The following is a 19287-nucleotide window of genomic DNA, read 5'->3' as shown; positions in this document are numbered from 1 at the left end:
ATCTCTCGCTTGCCGGCGTGGTTGGCGGGGCCGACGATGCCCTCGTTCTCCATGCGCTCCATGATCGAGGCGGCGCGGTTGTAGCCGATCTGCAGGCGGCGCTGGATATAGGAGGTCGAGGCCTTCTTGTCGCGCAGCACGACCGCGACAGCCTGGTCGTAGGGATCGTCGCTCTCGGCCTGGCCCATGCCGCTCTTGTCGAAGACGGCGCCGCCATCCTCGTCATCGCTGCCGGCCTCCTCCTCGGCGGTGACCGCGTCGAGATAGTCCGGCCGGCCTTGCGTCTTCAGATGCGCCACGACCTTCTCGACCTCGGCATCCGAGACGAACGGCCCGTGCACGCGGGTGATGCGGCCGCCACCGGCCATGTAGAGCATGTCGCCCTGGCCGAGCAGCTGCTCGGCGCCCATCTCGCCGAGAATGGTGCGGCTGTCGATCTTCGAGGTGACCTGGAACGAGATGCGGGTCGGGAAATTGGCCTTGATCGTGCCGGTGATGACGTCGACCGACGGCCGCTGGGTCGCCAGCACGACATGGATGCCTGCAGCGCGCGCCATCTGCGCCAGACGCTGGATCGTGCCCTCGATCTCCTTGCCGGCGACCATCATCAGGTCGGCCATCTCGTCGACGATGACGACGATATAGGGCAGGGGGCCCAGATCCATCACCTCTTCTTCGTAGATCGCCTCGCCGGAATGCTTGTCGAAGCCGGTCTGCACGGTGCGGGTGATGATCTCGCCGGCAGCCAGCGCCTCGCCGACCCGGACATTGAAGCCGTCGATGTTGCGGACACCGAGCCTCGACATCTTCTTGTAGCGTTCCTCCATCTCGCGCACCGCCCATTTCAGCGCGACCACCGCCTTCTTCGGGTCGGTGACGACAGGGGTGAGCAGATGCGGGATGCCGTCATAGACGGAGAGCTCGAGCATCTTGGGATCGACCATGATCAGCCGGCACTGTGCGGGCGTCAGCCGGTAGAGGATCGACAGGATCATGGTGTTGATCGCGACCGACTTGCCCGAGCCTGTGGTGCCGGCGACGAGCAGATGCGGCATGCGGGCGAGATCGGCGATCACCGGCTCGCCGCCGATGGTCTTGCCGAGGCAAAGCGCCAGCTTGTGCTTGGTCGATTCGAAATCCTGGCTGGCGAGCAGCTCGCGCAGGAAGACGGTCTCGCGCTTGGCATTGGGCAGTTCGATGCCGATCGCGTTCTTGCCCTGGACGACGGCGACACGCGCCGAGATCGCGCTCATCGAGCGGGCGATGTCGTCAGCCAGCGAGATCACCCGCGACGACTTGATGCCCGGCGCCGGCTCGAGCTCGTAGAGCGTGACGACAGGGCCGGGACAGGCCTGGACGATCTCGCCGCGTATGTTGAAATCCTCGAGCACCCCTTCGAGCAATCCCGCATTCTGTTGCAGGGTCTCGGTCGAGACCGCCGCCTCGGGCTGGATCTTCGGCTCGGCAAGATAGCTCAGCGGCGGCAGCTCGAAGACGCCTGTCTGCATGATGGGTGCGGGAGGAGGCAGCGCGTTGCGTCGCCTTGCCTGGCGATCGACAGCGACAGGTCCGTCGGCCTCGCCATTCCGGGTTGGCTCAGGCTCGCTTTCCAGCTTCGCGGCAGGCGGGACGGCTTGCGCTACGGGAGGCTTGGCATGCGAGCGGCTTTCGTCGGCCGCCGGCACACCGGGCGCGATGTCGGCCTTGGACCATGCAGCACCTCCGAGCTGGAGGTTGACCGTATAGGTTTGCGACCAGCTGAGGGCCGGAGCGGGACTGGGAAGGACGTTCAGCGGCAGGTCGCGACCAGGAAGAGTGGGAGCAGCAGCGGTGTCCCGGCTCTCGACCGAGGATGGAGCGTGTTCGGCATAATCCCGATGCCGAGGCGTCGCTGGCTCCTCCCACGGCGCCTCAGGCGCCGGGCTCGACATGCCTTCGGCGGAAATCGACCCAAGATCCCAGAACGCGTGGTCCGAGATATTGGCATAGAGCCGGAGATCGTCATCCGCCTCGCTCTCCGCTGGAACGATCTCCATGACTTCCAGCGTGGCTACTTCCGGCGTGGTTACTTCCGGCATGGCATCTTCGAAACTCACCTGGCCTTCGTCCGCAAGCGGGATCGCATCGCATGCGTCGATCTCGGCCTTGGCCTCAACGACCGCATCGAGGTCCAGCATGGGGGGCGTCGTAGCTTCCAGCCCACCCCAGACCTTCCGCAGGAGATGGTCCGGCGTCCTTGTGTAGCGCACACGACTGGGCGCTGCGTCGGGGTCTGGCGCTCGGTGCACGGGAGTGATGACAGGAGCAACGGGCAGCTGAGCGCGCAGACCGTGAGGGAGGTGCCTCGCGGCCCTCTCATCAGAGCTGCCGGGCATGGATGTCGGGCAATGATCGTCGTTTCCGTCGATACGTTGCGGATAGAGTTTCAACTTACGCATCGACAGTTACGGCTACTATTTTGGAAGGGACGGCGCTGCTGAATGGGTATCGGGGCAGAGTTAACGCCTCGTGAAACTCAGCCTGGACGGAGCGTGTCGCGCAACGCCACAGCTTCCCTCATCGTCGTTAGATACGGGGCCTGCCGCAGTGCTTGCCGAGGGGACCGCGCATCCGACGCGCCAAAGGGTCGCACTTTGGAAAACATGATTCAGCTTCATTCATGATTAACCAAGCGCGCGCTTAATCAAGATCGAACACAGTTAGGGTTTCCCAGCACTGAAGATCGGGACAGCAAGCCGGCCCGCATGCAGCTCATCGTGATGAGTCTGCATGAGTGGGGTGGGTGTTGGCGCGCGTCGGAGGCGGGAAGAGTACCAGAGTATCCCGAGAGTACGACGCATGAGTTTTTCGTCCGGTCCGACTACTGGCCTCGCCCCTCGTGCGCGCAATCGCCGGCACAGGATCCGCTTCTCCCGAATTGCCTTCATCGTCGCGACCCTGGGCCTCAGCGCCGCAGCCGGCTTCTGGGCACAGAAGGACGCTCAGCCGCTCGTCTCTGCCGTGCGCGAGCTTGCCCCCATGCTGGAACCGGTCTTGGTCGCTTCCAGCAGACGCTACGATCCACTCCTTGATCCCGGCTATTCGCTGGGCCCGGCTCCTCTCACCCTTGGTGGGAACTCTCCTCTGGCCGCAAGCTTCCAGTCCGCTCTGGCGCCACTTGACGCCCCGGTCGAGCCGCCGGCTCCGGTCGTCGAACCGGAGATCGTCGAACCGGTGCCGCAGGCGCAGGACGCGCCCAAGCTCGCTCAGATGACGCCGCTTCCGGTGCCGCGCCCGTCCGAGCTTCGCCTTCCCGCCGATCCGGAGGCTCCGCGCGTAGCCGAGCGCCAGGCCACACGGCGGACACGGACAGCAGCCGTCCCGCCCGCACCGACGGCTGCGGATAACCGCTCGTTCTTCGAGAAGATCTTTGGGGTGCAGCGCTCGTCGGGGCCAGCTCTCGCCTATGCGGCGCCGGAGGACGACGTCGTCGACAGGAGCCGTGGCAGAAGACTAAGCCCGACGCTGCCATCGGCGGGAGTTTCGGCCCAGGCGACGGCCATCTACGATATCTCGGCGCGCATGGTGTACATGCCGAACGGCGACCGGCTCGAGGCGCATTCCGGCCTCGGCGACAAGATGGACGACCCACGTTTCGCGCATGTGAGGATGCAGGGTGTCACGCCGCCGCATATCTACGATCTGAAGGAGCGCGAGGCTCTTTTCCACGGCGTGCGGGCCATCCGGCTCCACCCGGTCGGGGGCAGCGGCGCCATCCACGGCCGCGCTGGCTTGTTGGCGCATACCTACCTCCTCGGACCGAGGGGCGATTCGAACGGATGCGTCTCGTTCAAGGACTACGACAAGTTCCTGCAGGCCTATCTCAGGGGCGAGGTCAAACGCCTGGTCGTTGTCGCCAGCATGTAGGCTGGCCTTGGCGGCCCGCGTCCCCCAACGCGCCAACGAATGCAAGCGGTCGCCGCGCTGTGCCGACCCAGGCTGGCCGCTTTTCCAGGGGGCAGCCGCGTCGATCCTGGACCAGAGTCAGCCTATCGACATCAAGAACGGCACTGGCCCTATGGGGGCAATGTCCATAGGGCGCGGTAGCCGCGCCGAACCCTCGCCGCGATAGACCTGTCCAGCCTCTCCCTCCAGAGGTTGAAGGGGAGAATTGCCTGCGAGAGCACGCTGAGGGTCAGCCCTCGGCGGCCTTGGTCTTGGCTTTCGACTTCGGCGCAGCCTTGGCTGCTGTTTTGCTGGCCGCAGTCTTGCCGGCAGCCTTCTTGGCTGGCGCTTTCGCCGCGCTTGGACGCTTCGTCTTGGCGGCCGCCTTGGCTCCGCCCTTCACGCCGCCGGCTTCGGCCTTGGCGTTGACGAGTTCGACCGCCTGTTCGAGCGTCAGGCTTTCCTGTGTCATCGCCTTCGGCAGGGTCGCGTTGACCTTGCCCCAATTGACATAGGGGCCGTATTTGCCGGCGCGCACGACGAGCTTGCCGCCAGCAGGATGCTCGCCGAGCTCCCGTCCGGGTACCGCCGCTCCCCGCCCGAACCGTCCTCCGCCCGCACCGCTTTCCTTGGCGACGATAAGGTCGATGGCGCGGTTGCCGCCAAGCGCGAGGACGTCATCATCCTTGTCGATATTGGCGTAGGTCTTGCCGTGCTGGACATAGGGGCCGTAGCGACCGATGCCGACCAAGATCGGCTCGCCGCTTTCCGGATGCTTCGCTACCTCCTTGGGCAGTGCAAGCAGTGCCAGCGCCTTGTCGAGATCGACAGCAGCCGCGCTCATGCCCTTGGGCAGGCTCTGGCGCTTCGGCTTCTCGCCCTCGCCGAGCTGGACATAGGGGCCGAAACGACCGTCACGTAACGTCACATCCTGTTCCGTGACCGGATCCTTGCCAAGGACGCGCACGCCAGGCGCGCCCTGGCCCCCCTCGGCGGTAGCCTCGCCGTCATTGGCCGGAACGGTCAGCGGCCGGGTGTAGCGGCATTCCGGGTAGTTGGAGCAGCCGACGAAGGCGCCGAACTTGCCAAGCTTCAGCGAGAGCTGGCCCGTGCCACAGGTCGGGCAGGTGCGCGGGTCGCCGCCATCGCCGCGCGCCGGGAAGATGTGTTCTCCCAGGACGCCGTTCAGCGCTTCCAGCACCTCGGTGACGCGCAGGTCCTTGGTCCCGGCGATGGCCTGGGTAAACTCCTCCCAGAACTCGCGCAGCAGCGCCTTCCAGTCGATCTCGGCATTTGAGACGCGGTCGAGCTTCTCTTCCAGGCTCGCCGTGAAATCGAACTCGACATAGCGCCCGAAGAAGCTCTCGAGGAAAGCTGTGACCAGCATGCCCTTGTCCTCGGGCACCAGTCGCTTCTTCTCGATGCGGACATATTCGCGGTCGCGCAGCGTGGCCAGCGTCGCGGCATAGGTCGAAGGCCGGCCGATGCCGAGCTCTTCCATGCGCTTGACCAGGCTCGCCTCGGAGAAGCGCGGCGGCGGCTCGGTGAAGTGCTGGTCGGCGGCGATGGCGCGCTTTTCCAGTCCGTCCCCGGCCTTCATCGGCGGCAGCTTCTTGCTGTCCTCATCCTCTTCGTCGTCGCGGCTCTCCTGATAGAGCGTCAGGAAGCCGTCGAAAAGCACGACCTGGCCGGTGGCGCGCAACTCCAGATGGCGCGAACCGACCTTTGCGGCGACGTCCACCGTCGTGCGCTCGAGCGAGGCCGATTCCATCTGGCTCGCAATGGTGCGCTTCCAGATCAGCTCGTAGAGCTTTGCCTGTTCGGGTTCGAGATGACGCACGACCATCGCCGGCAGCCGGCCGAGATCGGTCGGGCGGATGGCCTCGTGGGCTTCCTGCGCGTTCTTGGCCTTGACCGTATATTTGCGGGGGGCGCTCGGCACATAGGCTGCACCGAACTCCTTGCCGATGACGCTGCGGGCAGCCGTGATGGCGCTGCCGTCCATGTCGACGCCATCGGTTCGCATATAGGTGATCAGACCGACGGTCTCGCCGCCAATATCCACGCCTTCATACAGCCGCTGCGCCACCTGCATGGTGCGGGCTGGCGCCATGCCGAGCTTGCGCGAGGCTTCCTGCTGCAGCGTCGACGTCTGGAAGGGCGGGTAGGGGTGGCGCTTGACCGGCTTGGCCTCGACCTGCGCCACATTGAAGAGAGCGGTCTCCAGCGCCGCCTTGAAGGCTTCGGCTTCCGCCCCCGTGCCGATGTCGAGGCGGGTGATCTTCTTGCCGTCGGCGCCGACCAGGCGGGCCTCGAAGGTGGCGCCGGTGTCGGTTGCGAGCGTCGCAACCAGCGACCAGTATTCCCGGGCCCTGAAGGCTTCGATCTCGCGTTCGCGCTCGCAGACCAGGCGCAGGGCCACCGACTGTACGCGCCCCGCAGAGCGGGCGCCGGGCAGCTTGCGCCAGAGCACCGGAGACAGGGTGAAGCCGACGAGATAGTCCAGTGCGCGGCGCGCCAGATAGGCATCGACCAATGCCTGATCGATCTGGCGCGGGTTGGCGAGCGCCTTCTGCACCGCATCCTTGGTCACGGCGTTGAAGGTCACGCGCTCGACCGGAATGCCCTTGATGGCGCGCTTCTGGTTCAGCGCTTCCAGCACGTGCCAGGAAATCGCCTCACCCTCGCGATCCGGGTCGGTTGCGAGAATGATCTTCTCGGCCCCCTTGGCGGCCCTGGCGATCTCCGCGACCTGCTTGGCGCCGCGCCCCTCGATTTCCCAGAGCATCTTGAAGTCGTCCTCGGGATCAACCGAGCCGTCCTTCGCGGGCAAGTCGCGAATATGCCCGAACGAGGCGATGACCTCGTAATCGGAGCCCAGGTACTTGTTGATCGTCTTGGCCTTGGCCGGCGACTCGACGACGAGGAGCTTCATGGCAGCTAAAGTCTCATGACAAAGGGGCAGGGCCAGCACGCACCGTGCCGGTCCGGCCTGGCTTGGCGCTGGGCGCCCGGGGTCAGGTTCGGAATTGCGCGCGAAAGTGGTTCAGCACGACAGCGCTGTCAAATAGGGATTGCTGCGCGAATGCAACAGTGGTTCGACGATCAACTGTAGCCGCACGGCGCGGTCGCTCCGGCTCTGCTATCGGACGAAGCGCTGGACAATGACCATCTCGCCGCTTGCGCCGTCTTGAGTCTGTGCCTAAACAACCACCTTCAAATGACATCGCCAGCCCCGACCTATCCGCACCGCCACCTCCTCGGCATCGAGGGCCTGTCGCATCTGGATATCGAGGCTCTCCTCGATCGCGCCGAGGACTATGTCGCGCTTTCGCGACAGGTCGAGAAGAAGACGGCGACCCTGCGCGGCCGGACCCAGATCAATCTCTTTTTCGAGCCCTCGACGCGCACGCAGGCCTCCTTCGAGCTTGCCGGCAAGCGCCTCGGCGCCGACGTGATGAACATGTCGGTAGCATCCTCTTCCGTGAAGAAGGGCGAGACGCTGATCGACACGGCCGCGACCCTGAACGCGATGCGGCCCGATATTCTGGTGGTGCGCCATCATGCCGCCGGTGCGGTCAACCTGCTCGCCCGCAAGGTCGACTGCTCCGTCGTCAATGCCGGCGACGGTGCGCATGAGCACCCGACCCAGGCCCTGCTCGACGCGCTGACGATCCGCCGCAACAAGGGCCGGATCGCCGGGCTGACCGTCGCGATCTGCGGCGACATCGTGCATTCGCGGGTCGCACGCTCCAACATCATCCTGCTCAATGCGCTTGGCGCAAAGGTCCGCCTGATCGCTCCCTCGACCCTACTTCCAGTTGGCATCGAGCGTATGGGCGTCTCCGTCTTCACCGACATGAAGAAGGGACTGGAAGGGGCTGATATCGTGATGATGCTGCGCCTCCAGCTCGAGCGCATGCACGGCGCCTTCGTGCCGTCGCCGAAGGAGTATTTCCGCTATTTCGGCCTTGACCGCGACAAGCTCGCGCTGGCCAGCCCGGACGCGCTCGTGATGCATCCTGGCCCGATGAATCGCGGTGTCGAGATTTCCTCGGAAGTCGCTGACGGCGCTCAGTCCCTGATTCGCGAGCAGGTCGAGATGGGGGTCGCCGTCCGAATGGCGGTTCTGGATGCGCTAGCCCAGCATCTGCCCAATGGCTGAGCGGCCGAGCCGTTCCCCGGCCGGTTGGAACACAATACTGAAGGCGAGACCGAGCGAGATCATGTCCGAAATGCGCGAGCTTGCGATCGTCAACGCCCAACTGGTGGATCCGGCATCAGGCCGCCAGGGGCCGGGTGCGCTTCTGCTGCGCGATGGTGCCATTGCGGAGATCGCCTGGGGCGCCGCCCCGGGGACGGGCGAGGGCGTGCAGCGGGTCGATGCCGGCGGCCTGATCGTCGCGCCGGGACTGGTCGATCTGCGCGCCTTTCTCGGTGAGCCGGGAGCGGAGTTCCGCGAAACGCTCGGCACGGGCTCGCAGGCTGCCGCAGCGGGGGGGGTCACCACGGTCGTCTGCAGGCCGGATACCGATCCGCCGATCGACGATCCCGCCATCATCGATTTCATCAAGCGCCGTGCCCGCGACAAGGCGATCGTCAATGTGCTGCCGGCTGCAGCCCTGACCAAGGGGATTGAGGGCAGGGAGATCACCGAATTCGGCCTGCTGCTCGAAGCCGGCGCGGTCGCCTTCACCGATGGCTCCCGAGCCGTGCGCAATCCCCAGGTCATGCGCCGCGCCATGATCTACGGCCGCGATTTCGATGCGCTGCTGATGAACCATCTCGAGGATCCGGACCTGCGCGGCGCCGGCGTGATGAACGAGGGTGAGTTCGCCAGCCGCAAGGGCCTGCCGGGCATTCCGGTCGAAGCCGAGACGATCATGCTCGAGCGGGACATCCGCCTCGCCCGGGCGACCGGCGCGCGCTACCACGCCGCGATGATCTCCTGCGCCGAATCTGTCGAACTCGTGCGCCGGGCCAAGGCCGATGGCGTGCGGATCACGTGCGGCATCTCGATCAACAATCTGACGCTGAACGAGAACGACGTCGGCGACTACCGCACCTTCTGCAAGGTCTCGCCGCCGCTCCGCCATGAGGACGAGCGGCTCGCCATGGTCGCGGCGCTGGCCGAGGGCGTGATCGATGTTGTGGTCTCCGACCATGACCCGCAGGATGTCGAGACCAAGCGCCAGCCCTTCGCCGAGGCCGCCAATGGCGCGCTCGGCATCGAGACGATGCTGTCGGCCGCTCTGCGCATGGTCCATGCCGGGCAGACCGATCTGCCGACGCTGCTGGCGGCGCTCTCGACGCGCCCGGCCGCTCTGCTTGGATTGCCGTGCGGTCGCCTCTCGGTCGGAGCGCCAGCCGATCTGATCCTGCTCGATCCGGATGCGCCCTATGTCGTCGACAAGCGCAAGCTGAAATCGCGGGCCAAGAATTCGCCCTTCGACGAGGCGCGGCTTGACGGGTTGGTACGCACAACCTTCGTTGCCGGACGAGTGGTCTACGAGGCTGACGCAGTCTAAGCTCTGGCGGCGATGGCCTTGGGGAAGCGGGGGCGGCATGCCTGAGTTGATGAGTTTGGGCCTGTCCGGGTCCTCGGCACTGGCTGCCGTGGCCATCGGCTATCTGCTGGGCTCGATCCCTTTCGGCGTCGTGTTGACGCGCCTCAGCGGTGGACCAGATCTTCGCAGCATCGGCTCGGGCAATATCGGCGCCACCAATGTCCTGCGCACAGGCAACAAGAAGCTGGCGGCTCTGACCCTGGTGGGAGACATGCTCAAGGGCACGGCAGCCGTGCTCGTCGGGCTCTATCTGATCGGCGGCCGGGATGCTGCGCTCCTCGCCGGGCTCGGCGCCTTTCTCGGGCATCTCTTCCCGGTCTGGCTGCGCTTCAAGGGCGGCAAGGGCGTCGCCACCTATCTCGGCATTCTGATCGGGTTGAAATGGCCGATCGCGGTGACCTTCGCGGCGATCTGGCTCAGCGTCGCCTATCTCAGCCGCTATTCATCGCTTGCTGCGCTGCTCGCCAGCCTGCTGACGCCGCTGCTGCTCTGGTTCTGGGCGAACGAGCCGCGCATGGCCGTGCTGATGGCCGTTCTGACTGCGCTGCTCTGGTTCATGCACCGCGAGAACATTGCAAGGCTGCTGGACCGCAGCGAGGGCAAGATCGGCCAGAAGGGCTGATCAGGGATGGCTGGCATCGCACTCACCGATCGCCAGCGTCTCGACTGGCTCCGGCTCATCCGCAGCGAAAGCATCGGCCCACGCACCTTTCGCGCCCTGATGAATCGATATGGCGGTGCCGCGGCCGCGCTCGATGCATTGCCGGAACTGGCGCGGAGCACCGGTCGCAGCATCAAGATCTGCTCCATGGCCGAGGCGGAACGCGAGATCGAGGCGCTGCGCCGACGCGGCGGCCGACTGATCGCGCTCGGAGAGCCCGACTATCCGCGGCCGCTGCAGGCGATCGATTCCGCGCCACCGCTGCTGCTCGTGCTTGGTCGCGGCGAGGTGCTGCTGCGCCCCTGCGTCGCGTTGGTCGGTTCGCGCAATGCCTCGGCAGCCGGTCTGAAATTCACGGCCAGGTTAGCGCAGGATCTCGGAGAGGCCGGCTTCGTGGTGGTGTCGGGGCTGGCGCGCGGCATCGATACCGCGGCCCATGGCGCGAGCCTGGGCACCGGCACGATCGCAGTGCTCGCGGGCGGGCTCGACGAGATCTACCCGCCCCAGAACGCTCAATTATTCGAGCGGCTGATCATGTCGGGCGCGGCGGTCAGCGAAATGCCGATGGGCTGGGCCCCGCGTGGACGCGACTTTCCGCGGCGCAACCGCCTTGTTTCCGGCCTTGCGCTGGGCACTGTCGTCGTCGAGGCGGCACGCAAGTCTGGGTCGTTGATCACCGCCCGCTTCGCCAATGAACAGGGGCGCCAGGTCTTTGCCGTACCGGGCTCGCCGCTCGATCCGCGCGCCGAGGGCGGCAATCACCTAATCCGTGAAGGCGCGACGCTCTGCGCGGAGGCCGCTCATGTCATCGAGGCGCTGACGCCCTTGCTGGGCCATGGCAGCGCCCTGCCGACTGGCCTCGCACAGGCCCGCGAGGGCTATGATCCGGAATCAGAATGCCTCTGGGACGAACTCGATCTGCCGGAAATCTCCCCGGCGCCGAGGACCATTCTGCCCCCTGCCATCGCCGGCTCCGATCTCGCACGACCGCCGGAAGCGGCAGGCGAAGCGGAAGGAGAGGGGGGAGGCGAAGGGGGAGGCGATGAGATCCGCGCGCGCGTCCTGGCCCTGCTTGGCGCGGCTCCCGTTTCTCTGGACGACCTGATCCGGGCCAGTGGCCAGTCCGCCCGCGATGTCGGCCGTCTGCTGATCGAGCTGGAGCTCGACGGCGCGATTCTGCGCCATCCCGGTGGCGCGCTTTCGCGCGTCATGCTCTGAGATCCTCGGGAGGGCCCGCCCGGTCATCAACCTCGCGGAATCGGCGGTCAGTTGGACGGCGTCCTCGGGCGGAGAACGTCCTCAGTCGAACGGCTTGCCGAGCGTCCGGTGGCTCTCGATCTGGATCGTGGCCTCGATCCGGGCCATGTCGAGGAAGGTGACCAGCGTATCAAGCTTGGCCGCCTGGGCCATCATACGCAATTCCACACAGAAGCTCTCGATGTACTCAGCAACTGCTAGTTGCTGCGCGGCGGAGCTCTCCCGGCTGAAGGGAGTGTTCCGGAACGAAGCGGCCTCGAATGGGGAAGGCGAAGGATTTCTGGTCTTGCGGCTTGGCCTCGGCCCTCGCACAGTCATGGCGGCTTGCCCTTGAACGGCGCGGCGCTGCGGTCGTGCAGCGACGCGATCTCAAGCCGCAGAATGACCCAGCGGAATGATGAATTCAATTTCTGCGTGCATACGCATTTAGGCCTGCCACATCCCTGGAATCAGCCCAGCAGCAGGACAGCCACTGGCAACGTCACGAGCGCCAGCAGTGTCTGCATCGTGGTGATCTCAGCCATCAACGGGGCGTCGCCACCCATGTCGCGCGCGAGGAAATAGGCGGCCGTGGCCGTCGGGACCGCAGCCGCGACCACCGTGATCGTCAGTGCCGTGCCGGTGACGCCGAACTGTCGCGCCAGCATCCAGGCGAAGAGCGGCATCACGACGAGCTTGAGCCCAATAGCAAGGCCGTGGGCGAGCCGCGGTTGCTTCAGGCGATGGATCTCGAGCCCGGCGCCGACCACGAGCAGCCCGACGCCCAGCGCCGCCCGGCCGAGGATATCGACATAGGTCGTCAGAGCGGCGGGCAGCATCCATTGCATCTGGTTGAGCAGAAGCCCGACAGCCGAGGACCAGATGAATGGGTTCACCGCGATCGAGCGCGCCGTCTCCGCCGCACTCATCGGGCGCCCGACAGCGAAGCGCGCCAGGACGAGGACGCAGAGCACGTTCAAGAGCGGGATCATCGAAGCCACCGCGATCGCCATCAGCGTTGCGCCTTCCCGGCCGTGCAGCCCAGCCGCCAGGGCCAGCGCGACGAAGGTGTTCCAGCGCACCGAGCCCTGCAGGACCGAGGTGAAGGCCGGGCCGTTGATCCCGACGCGCGAAAGCAGGGGGCGAACGATCAGGAGGACGGTCGATACGCCGAGGATCGCGGTGACCAGGGTCAGCCCCATCGCCAGCACCGGCAACTGGCTCAGATCCGCGACGGCCAGGGTGTGAATGACGACGGCCGGGAACAGCACCTGATAGGTCAGCCTTTCGACCCCGGCCCAGTGGCTGGGGGAGACGAAACCGCGAGCCTTCAGGGCCCAGCCAGTCGCGAGCACCAGGAAGATCGCCCCCAGGCTGTTGATGATCGGATTCATATCGGGACCTGGCTGCGACGGCGCTTGGCACCGGCCGCGCGAATCCGGGCGCCGGAACAATCTGCCAAAGCTGACGTTGATGGAGGGGGAACTGTCATCGAGGCGTTTCGTAACCCCTCTCACGACAGCCGGCCCCGAACAAGCGCGCGTCCCGCGAAGTCCGAGTTGCGTCCGCCGCAATCCCGCCGTGATTGGTTCAGGCCGCATTCAAGCATGATGCCTGATCATGAGATCCAGGTTCAGGCGAGCGAATCGCAGGAGATATGACTGTGTCTTCTCTCATGAAATCCGCCATCGTGGCTTTGGCCGCCGGCTCAGTCGCGGCCGCTGGATTCGTCCTGCCGGCGGCGGCCAGCGAGCCCCGCGCCGGCGTTGACGCAAGCCGCCTCGACAAGGCCGCTGCCGGCTACAGCTACTATCGTGGTCGGGGCTGGGGCTGGGGCAATCGAAACGCTGCCATCGCAGGCGCCGTGGGCGTTGGTCTTCTCGGCGCGGCTGCCATCGCAGCCAGCCGGCCGGCCTATTCCGGGACCTACTATTACGATGATGGCTACGCCTACGGCGGATACGGCTACCAGCCGAGCTACGGCTACCAGCCGGCCTATGTCTATGAGGAGCCCGTGGTTGTCTATCAGCGACCGCGCTACCATGGCGGGTATTACGGTCCCGGTAACTATTATTCAGGGCGTGGCCCCTATGGTGGTTCCCGTAACGGAACGATCGATCCGGCGCGCGGCGGCAACTGATCGCCGCCCCGGGATCTGAGCTTTAAGGCGGACCGGCCCTGTGCACGGTCATGGAGGACGAGAATGAGCGTTTACGGCAAGGCCCTGCTGGTCGGCCTTGGACTTGCGGCGTCGGCAGTGCTGTGGGCGGCTCCCGCCTCGGCGCAGTACTATGGCGGCGGCAACCGCGATCCTTATTATGAGCCCGGCCCGCGTTACGGGCGTGGCTCTGATCGCGGGTATGACCGCGGCTACGATCGCGGCCCGCGTTATGACGACAGGCGCGGCCCGCGCTACGACGACCGACGCGGCTCCTATAATGGCGGCAACTATGACCGCGGTCGGCGCAACAACAATCCGATGGCCGGCATGAGCCTCGAGGATCAGAAACGCGCACTCAAGAATCACAGAGAGGCGCAGAAGAAGGCGATCAAGCGCGGCTACGTCATTCCGTAACCGGCGCCTGGAAATGTCAGGATGGAGGCGCCGCCGCGGGAAACCGTGGCGGCGTTCGCATGTCAGGCCTCTTCGGTGTCCGGGGGCTCCATGCGCATCAGGCGGTCGAGCGCGCCCTGCAGGATGTAGGCCGCAGCCATCTTGTCGACCACCTCGGCGCGCTTGGCTCTGGAGGCGTCAGCCGAGAGCAAGGTCCGGGTCACCGCCAGCGTCGACATGCGCTCGTCCCAGAATGCGATCGGCAAGGCGGTGAGGGGGGCGAGGTTGCGGACGAAGGCCCGTGTCGACTGGACGCGCGGTCCCTCTGTGCCATCCATGTTGAGCGGCAGGCCGATGACCAGCCCTGCGACGTCGAATTTCGCGGCGATCTTCAGCAGGGCTGCTGCGTCGAGCCCGAATTTGACCCGCTTGATCGTCTCCAGCGGCGTTGCGATCTGGCGCTCCACATCGGACAGCGCGAGGCCGATCGTCTTGGTGCCGAGATCGAGGCCGAGCAGCCGCGCGTGATCGGGCAGATTCAGGAAGGTTTCGAGCGGAACCAGATTGGCTGACATCAGGGCCGGGTAGCACGCGCCGCCCGCAGTGGCGAGCGGCGCGTGGGGGATGGCGGCTAGTTGACGTTCTGTGGGGTCACACCGGCGGCCTTGAGTGAGGTCGCCCATTTGCTGATTTCGCTGCCAAAGCGCTTGGCATGCGCTTCCCGGCTCCACTCGGCTTCCGGAAAGGCGCTGGTGCCGACCGATTTGAAGCGCTCAAGCACCAACGGGTCCTTGAGGGCGGCCTTCAGCGCGCCGTTCAGCTTGTCGAGCGCCGCTGCCGGAGTTGCCTTCGGCGCGTAGAGTCCGTGCCAGATCGTCATCTCCAGATCGGTGCCGGCCTCGCGTGCGGTCGGCGTGTTCGGCAGCACGCCGAGGCGCTCGGTCGAGGTCACCGCATAGGCGCGGACCTTGTCGCCCTGGACCTGGGGCACCGCGGTGGTCGACTGGTCGCAGAGCACGTCGACCTGCCCGGCGACGAGATCGTTCATCGCGGGCCCCGTGCCGCGATAGGCGACCTGTGTGAACTTCGCGCCGAGCGCCTGCGAGAGCAGGACCGCGCAGAGATGGGCGTTCGAGCCGATCCCGGCATGGGCGATGGTCAGCTTGTCGGCCTGCAGCTTGGCGAAGGGGAAGAACGCCTTGGCGTCCACCGGCGGCAATGCGAGCTTGCCGGCCACCACCATGGGCCCGGTATTCACCAGCCCGACGGGCGCGAAGGCAGTCTGCGTGTCGTATCCGAGATTGTTGTAGAGCGAAGGCGCAGCCGCAAGCGCGAGATGGTGGATCAGCAGGGTGTGGCCGTCGGCGTCGGATGCGGCGAGGCGCTTGGCGCCGGCCGTGCCGCCGGCACCGGCGATGTTCTCGACCACCACCTGCTGGCCGAGCGTGCGGCCCATATGGTCGGCCAGCAACCGCGCGATCACGTCGCTCGGTCCGCCTGCCGCAAAGGGCACGATCAATGTCAGTGGCTTGGTTGGAAATCCTTGCGCCGCCGCGGGCGCGGCAAGCCCTAGCGCCAGCAACCCCGCGAGTGCGAGGCGTCTCGTCGTCTTGGCAATCATTCATTTCCTCCGGTCGTGACGAACCGCTCTCCGGCGGCTTGGTATGGAACGGGCATGCCGCCCGCGCCTCAGCGCAGGTCGGAAAGGTAATGAGCCTCCTCGGTCAGACAGAGGCTGAGGCGTCGTTCGACGGGCATGCCGTCGAGCGCCAGAGCCACGCGATCGATCTGCAACGCCGGTCGGCCGGCTTCGACTCCGAGCGCAGCCGCATCCTCGGGGGACAGGGCGACGGCCTTCAGCTTCTCCCGCGCATTCGCGATCGTCACACCATAGCGCGCCGCGAACAGGCTGTAGAGATTGTTCGGAACCGGGCCGTCTTCCAGTCCCGGGAACAGGTGTCGCGGCAGGGTCAGCGTTTCGACGATCAGCGGTGCCGCATCGAGCGAGCGCATACGGCGGATACGAATGACCGGGGCCTTGTCGTCGAGTTCCAGCGCAGCTTGCTCGGCTGCGTCAGCCGGTCCGGTCGCGATGCTCAGCACGGCACTGTCGGGAAAGCGCCGCTCGCCATGGTCGGGCACCAGCTTGAAGAACTGGAACAGGATGCGTCGCTCGTCGTGCTCGGCCACGAAAGTGCCGCGCCCCTGTCGGCGAACGACGAGGTTCTCGGCCGCGAGTTCGTCCAGCGCCTTGCGCACCGTGCCCTGGCTGACGCCGATCTCGGCAGCGAGTTGCCCTTCGCTCGGCAGACCTTCGCCCGGCGCCCAGACGCCGTCGACGAGCCGGCGAACGAGGATCGCCTTCACCTGGCGATAGAGCGGCCGAAAGCCCAGCGGCTCAGCCGTGTCGACCGCGCCGCGCCGCTCTGCATTTTCGAGCTTGTGCACACTCATGTGTCTTATATAAGACTTAGCCAAGCGCAGGTCGAGCCCGATTTTCGCACGGGCCAGAGCGAACCTTCGCAAGCTTGAAGGAGGCGTTACATGAGCAAGCCCCATCTCCTGGTGCATGAGCAGAAGGACACCGTCGGTGTCGTCGTCGTCGAGGGCCTGAAGGCCGGAACGGACATGCTCTGCGTCGTCACCCACGACAATTCAGATTTTCGCCTAGCCGCGAAGATGGACATCCCGATCGGCCACAAGGTCGCGCTCAAGGACATCAAGAAGGGCGACACGATCTGGAAATACGGCCAGGACATCGGCAAGGCCGTCGCCGATATCGGCAAGGGCGAGCATCTCCACGTGCACAACGCGAAGACCAAGCGCTGGTGATCGGCACGTTCGCCGCCTGACCTGTTCCGGGGCTCCCGCCAGGGTCGAGCCCGTCAAGAAAACGAAGGAAACGCCATGTCGATCGTCGCCAATTTCGATCTCGTGAAGGGCAAGCTCGGACGCATCAAGGGCCGCAAGATCGAAGCGCCCGAGTTCAAGGTGCCGATGGTGAAGCGCCCGACCGGCCGCAGCCTCGATTCGTTCCATGGCTGGCGCCGGGAGAATGGCCGCGTCGGCGTGCGCAACCACGTCCTGCTGCTGCCGCTCGACGACCTCTCCAATGCCGCCTGCGAGGCCGTCGCCAATAATATCAAGGGCACGCTCGCGATCCCGCATGCCTATGGCCGCTTGCAGTTCGGCGAGGATCTCGAGGTCCATTTCCGCACCCTGATCGGCACGGGCTCCAATCCCAATGTCGCCGCCGTCATCGTCATCGGCATCGAGGATGGCTGGACCAAGCGCGTCGTCGACGGCATCGCCAAGACCGGCAAGCCGGTCGTCGGCTTCGGCATCGAGGGCCATGGCGACATCGCCACGATCGCCAAGGCGTCCTATGTCGCCAAGGAGTTCGTGCAGTGGGCGACCGAGCTGCAGCGCGAGAAATGCGGCATCGAGGAGCTCTGGGTCTCGACCAAATGCGGTGAATCCGACACCACGACCGGGCTCTCCTCCTGCCCGACCGTCGGCAACATGTACGACAAATGGATCCCGCGCGGCGTTTATGGCGTCTTCGGCGAGACCTCCGAGATCACCGGTGCGGAGCATCTCTGCAAGGCCCGCGCCGCGACACCGGAGGTCGGCGAGCGCTGGTACAAGATGTGGAAGGCCTATCAGGACGACGTGATCGAGGCCCACAAGACCGACGACCTCTCCGACAGCCAGCCGACCAAGGGCAACATCGCCGGCGGCCTGACCACGATCGAGGAAAAGGCGCTCGGCAATCTCGAGAAGATCGGCCGGGAGTGCAAGTTCATCGACATCCTCGAGCCGGCGGAAGCGCCGACCAAGGGCCCCGGCCTCTACTACATGGACACCTCCTCGGCCGCGGCCGAATGCGTGACCCTGATGGCGGCCGGCGGCTATGTCGTGCACACATTCCCGACGGGGCAGGGCAATGTCATCGGCAATCCGATCGTCCCGGTGATCAAGATCACCGGCAATCCCAAGACGATGCGCACCATGCCGGAGCATATCGATGTCGACGTCTCCGGCATCCTGCGCCGCGACCTGACGATTTCGCAGGCCGGCGATGCGCTCATCCAGAATATCGTGCGCACCGCCAATGGGCGTATGACGGCGGCCGAAGCCTTGGGGCATCGCGAGTTTTCGATGACCAAGCTCTATCGCTCGGCCTGACCGGGCACTAAACCGGCGGGCGGGCGCCATGCCGCCCGCCCTCCACCTGCCGAAGTCCGGCAGAGCAAGCCGGAGCAGAGTTCTTGTCCGTCGCCTCATCCTCTCCGCTGAGCGCCTGGCGCCCGCTTCTCGACGGGATCGTGCTCTCGACCGCTGTCGCCATTGCGTCGGTCCTGGCTGAGCCGGTCCTGAAGACCTGGCTTGGCGGCAAGATCGGCATCCCCGCCGTTGTCATCGCTCTGCTGATCGGCATGGCCTTGCATCCGCTGGCGAATACCGTCCGGTTCCAGGCCGGCATGGTGTTCTGCGTCAAAAAGATGCTGCGCTGGGCTATCGCGCTGCTCGGCCTGCGCATCGCGCTCGGCGACATCATCGCGCTCGGCCTGTCCACAGCCTTGCTGGTCGTGTTCTCGATGATCGTGACGGTCATCTCCGGCTTCTGGCTGGCGCGCCTGCTTGGGCGCGAACACGGTTTTGGCGCGCTTGCCGGGGTTGCGACCGCGGTTTGCGGCGCCTCTGCGGCGCTGGCGACGGCGAGCGTGCTTCCGGATTATCGCGGCAAGGCCGCCGATGTCGCCTTCACGGTCATCGCCATGAATGCGCTCGCGACGATCGCGATGCTGGCCTACCCGCTGATCTGCGTCTGGCTCGGCCTGAGCCCGACCCAGACCGGCGTCATGCTGGGGGCCTCGATTCACGACGTCGCGCAGGTCGTCGGCGCCGGTCAGTCTGTTTCCGACGATGCGGCCAATGCCGCCGTCATCGTCAAGCTGTTCCGCGTCTTCCTGCTGCTTCCGGCGGTGCTGCTCGTCGGCTGGTGGATGGCGCGCGAAGGCGGCCATCCCAGCGATGCCAAGGTGCCGGTCCCGGTTTTCGCCTTCGTCTTCCTGGCGCTTTGCCTGGTCAACAGCGCGTTTGCAACACAGCCGGCACTGGCCGGGTTCTATGAGCCGGTGCGCGCGGCCTTGCTGGAGGCCTCGCGCTGGGGGCTTTTGATCGCGATCGCCGCGCTCGGGCTCGGCACCTCGATCGGCTCGATGGTGCGGCTGGGCTGGCGGCATCTTGTCGTCGTCACCGGGACCAGCCTCGTCATTCTCGGGCTCGTCCTCGGCGGCCTGACAGCATTGGGTTGAACAGCCACGCAAGGCGGGAGAGCC

At 65.9% G+C, this 19287-nt stretch carries 16 protein-coding genes; 10 read left to right on the top strand and 6 right to left on the bottom strand.

Annotation, left to right across the window (positions count from 1 at the left end; translation table 11 throughout):
- Positions 1-2177, bottom strand: a 2177-nt coding sequence (locus AB4099_RS33270) for a DNA translocase FtsK (RefSeq protein WP_441481221.1), incomplete at its 3' end; no start/stop codon positions are given.
- A gap of 661 nt (positions 2178-2838) precedes the next feature.
- On the opposite strand from AB4099_RS33270, the gene AB4099_RS33265 reads away from it, so the two are divergent.
- Complete coding sequence (locus AB4099_RS33265; RefSeq protein ID WP_441481220.1) at positions 2839-3906, top strand: DUF2778 domain-containing protein; 1068 nt, start codon at positions 2839-2841, stop codon at positions 3904-3906.
- A gap of 268 nt (positions 3907-4174) precedes the next feature.
- Here the strand turns inward: AB4099_RS33265 and topA are convergent, their stop codons facing one another.
- Positions 4175-6859, bottom strand: coding sequence for a type I DNA topoisomerase (topA, locus tag AB4099_RS33260; protein ID WP_441481219.1), 2685 nt, complete (start codon positions 6857-6859; stop codon positions 4175-4177).
- Positions 6860-7144: 285 nt separating this feature from the next.
- On the opposite strand from topA, the gene AB4099_RS33255 reads away from it, so the two are divergent.
- The 4 genes from AB4099_RS33255 to dprA all read left to right on the top strand — a co-directional run bounded on the left by AB4099_RS33255 (position 7145) and on the right by dprA (position 11370).
- Positions 7145-8089: an aspartate carbamoyltransferase catalytic subunit gene (locus AB4099_RS33255; protein ID WP_069880943.1), complete on the top strand. Its 945-nt coding sequence runs from the start codon at positions 7145-7147 to the stop codon at positions 8087-8089.
- A 70-nt stretch (positions 8090-8159) separates the two neighbouring features.
- A complete protein-coding gene (gene pyrC / locus AB4099_RS33250) occupies positions 8160-9452 on the top strand; it encodes a dihydroorotase (RefSeq protein WP_113512147.1) in 1293 nt (430 codons plus the stop codon).
- 49 nt (positions 9453-9501) lie between these two features.
- Positions 9502-10113, top strand: coding sequence for a glycerol-3-phosphate 1-O-acyltransferase PlsY (gene plsY, locus AB4099_RS33245; protein ID WP_113512145.1), 612 nt, complete (start codon positions 9502-9504; stop codon positions 10111-10113).
- Positions 10114-10128: 15 nt separating this feature from the next.
- Entirely contained in the window at positions 10129-11370 is a 1242-nt protein-coding gene (dprA, locus tag AB4099_RS33240) for a DNA-processing protein DprA (RefSeq protein WP_113512143.1), read from the top strand.
- 488 nt (positions 11371-11858) lie between these two features.
- Here dprA and AB4099_RS33235 read toward each other — a convergent pair whose 3' ends face one another.
- A complete protein-coding gene (locus tag AB4099_RS33235; protein ID WP_441481218.1) occupies positions 11859-12782 on the bottom strand; it encodes an AEC family transporter in 924 nt (307 codons plus the stop codon).
- Positions 12783-13051: 269 nt separating this feature from the next.
- Here AB4099_RS33235 and AB4099_RS33230 point away from each other — a divergent pair, with 269 nt between their 5' ends.
- Together AB4099_RS33230 and AB4099_RS33225 are read left to right on the top strand one after the other, a co-directional pair.
- The gene (locus AB4099_RS33230) at positions 13052-13528 is read left to right on the top strand and encodes a hypothetical protein (protein WP_441481217.1); all 477 of its coding nucleotides are present in this window, start codon (positions 13052-13054) and stop codon (positions 13526-13528) included.
- A gap of 63 nt (positions 13529-13591) precedes the next feature.
- A complete protein-coding gene (locus AB4099_RS33225; RefSeq protein ID WP_441481216.1) occupies positions 13592-13963 on the top strand; it encodes a hypothetical protein in 372 nt (123 codons plus the stop codon).
- A gap of 62 nt (positions 13964-14025) precedes the next feature.
- On the opposite strand, the gene ruvX is transcribed toward AB4099_RS33225, so the two are convergent.
- The 3 genes from ruvX to AB4099_RS33210 form a co-directional block, all read right to left on the bottom strand.
- Entirely contained in the window at positions 14026-14517 is a 492-nt protein-coding gene (gene ruvX, locus AB4099_RS33220; protein WP_113512119.1) for a Holliday junction resolvase RuvX, read from the bottom strand.
- A gap of 56 nt (positions 14518-14573) precedes the next feature.
- Positions 14574-15563, bottom strand: a complete 990-nt coding sequence (locus AB4099_RS33215; RefSeq protein WP_113512117.1) for a tripartite tricarboxylate transporter substrate-binding protein — start codon at positions 15561-15563, stop codon at positions 14574-14576.
- Positions 15564-15631: 68 nt separating this feature from the next.
- Positions 15632-16396 carry a GntR family transcriptional regulator gene (locus AB4099_RS33210; RefSeq protein ID WP_441481215.1) on the bottom strand — a complete coding sequence of 255 codons (765 nt, stop codon included), beginning with the start codon at positions 16394-16396 and terminating at the stop codon, positions 15632-15634.
- Between the two features lie 90 nt (positions 16397-16486).
- On the opposite strand from AB4099_RS33210, the gene AB4099_RS33205 reads away from it, so the two are divergent.
- The 3 genes from AB4099_RS33205 (at position 16487) to AB4099_RS33195 (ending at position 19263) form a co-directional block, all read left to right on the top strand.
- Positions 16487-16774: a UxaA family hydrolase gene (locus tag AB4099_RS33205; RefSeq protein WP_043234293.1), complete on the top strand. Its 288-nt coding sequence runs from the start codon at positions 16487-16489 to the stop codon at positions 16772-16774.
- Between the two features lie 165 nt (positions 16775-16939).
- Positions 16940-18130 (top strand): UxaA family hydrolase, encoded by a 1191-nt coding sequence (locus AB4099_RS33200; RefSeq protein ID WP_113512141.1) that lies wholly within the window; start codon positions 16940-16942, stop codon positions 18128-18130.
- Between the two features lie 83 nt (positions 18131-18213).
- Positions 18214-19263, top strand: a complete 1050-nt coding sequence (locus tag AB4099_RS33195) for a YeiH family protein (protein WP_441481214.1) — start codon at positions 18214-18216, stop codon at positions 19261-19263.
- Positions 19264-19287: the final 24 nt, after the last annotated feature.

It is taken from the genome of Allobosea sp. 2KB_26, from assembly GCF_052115715.1.
GTDB lineage: Bacteria > Pseudomonadota > Alphaproteobacteria > Rhizobiales > Beijerinckiaceae > Allobosea.
The sequence above is the reverse complement of the archived record's forward strand: the minus strand, read 5'-3'. Positions and strand labels throughout refer to the sequence as shown.

Excerpts from the sequence above, each read along its gene's own strand:
- AB4099_RS33265 (WP_441481220.1), top strand. The coding sequence starts at position 2,839 with ATGAGTTTTTCGTCCGGTCCGACTACTGGCCTCGCCCCTCGTGCGCGC.
- topA (WP_441481219.1), bottom strand. The coding sequence starts at position 6,859 with ATGAAGCTCCTCGTCGTCGAGTCGCCGGCCAAGGCCAAGACGATCAAC.
- AB4099_RS33255 (WP_069880943.1), top strand. The coding sequence starts at position 7,145 with ATGACATCGCCAGCCCCGACCTATCCGCACCGCCACCTCCTCGGCATC.
- pyrC (WP_113512147.1), top strand. The coding sequence starts at position 8,160 with ATGCGCGAGCTTGCGATCGTCAACGCCCAACTGGTGGATCCGGCATCA.
- plsY (WP_113512145.1), top strand. The coding sequence starts at position 9,502 with ATGAGTTTGGGCCTGTCCGGGTCCTCGGCACTGGCTGCCGTGGCCATC.
- AB4099_RS33235 (WP_441481218.1), bottom strand. The coding sequence starts at position 12,782 with ATGAATCCGATCATCAACAGCCTGGGGGCGATCTTCCTGGTGCTCGCG.
- AB4099_RS33225 (WP_441481216.1), top strand. The coding sequence starts at position 13,592 with ATGAGCGTTTACGGCAAGGCCCTGCTGGTCGGCCTTGGACTTGCGGCG.
- ruvX (WP_113512119.1), bottom strand. The coding sequence starts at position 14,517 with ATGTCAGCCAATCTGGTTCCGCTCGAAACCTTCCTGAATCTGCCCGAT.
- AB4099_RS33215 (WP_113512117.1), bottom strand. The coding sequence starts at position 15,563 with ATGATTGCCAAGACGACGAGACGCCTCGCACTCGCGGGGTTGCTGGCG.
- AB4099_RS33210 (WP_441481215.1), bottom strand. The coding sequence starts at position 16,396 with ATGAGTGTGCACAAGCTCGAAAATGCAGAGCGGCGCGGCGCGGTCGAC.
- AB4099_RS33205 (WP_043234293.1), top strand. The coding sequence starts at position 16,487 with ATGAGCAAGCCCCATCTCCTGGTGCATGAGCAGAAGGACACCGTCGGT.
- AB4099_RS33200 (WP_113512141.1), top strand. The coding sequence starts at position 16,940 with ATGGTGAAGCGCCCGACCGGCCGCAGCCTCGATTCGTTCCATGGCTGG.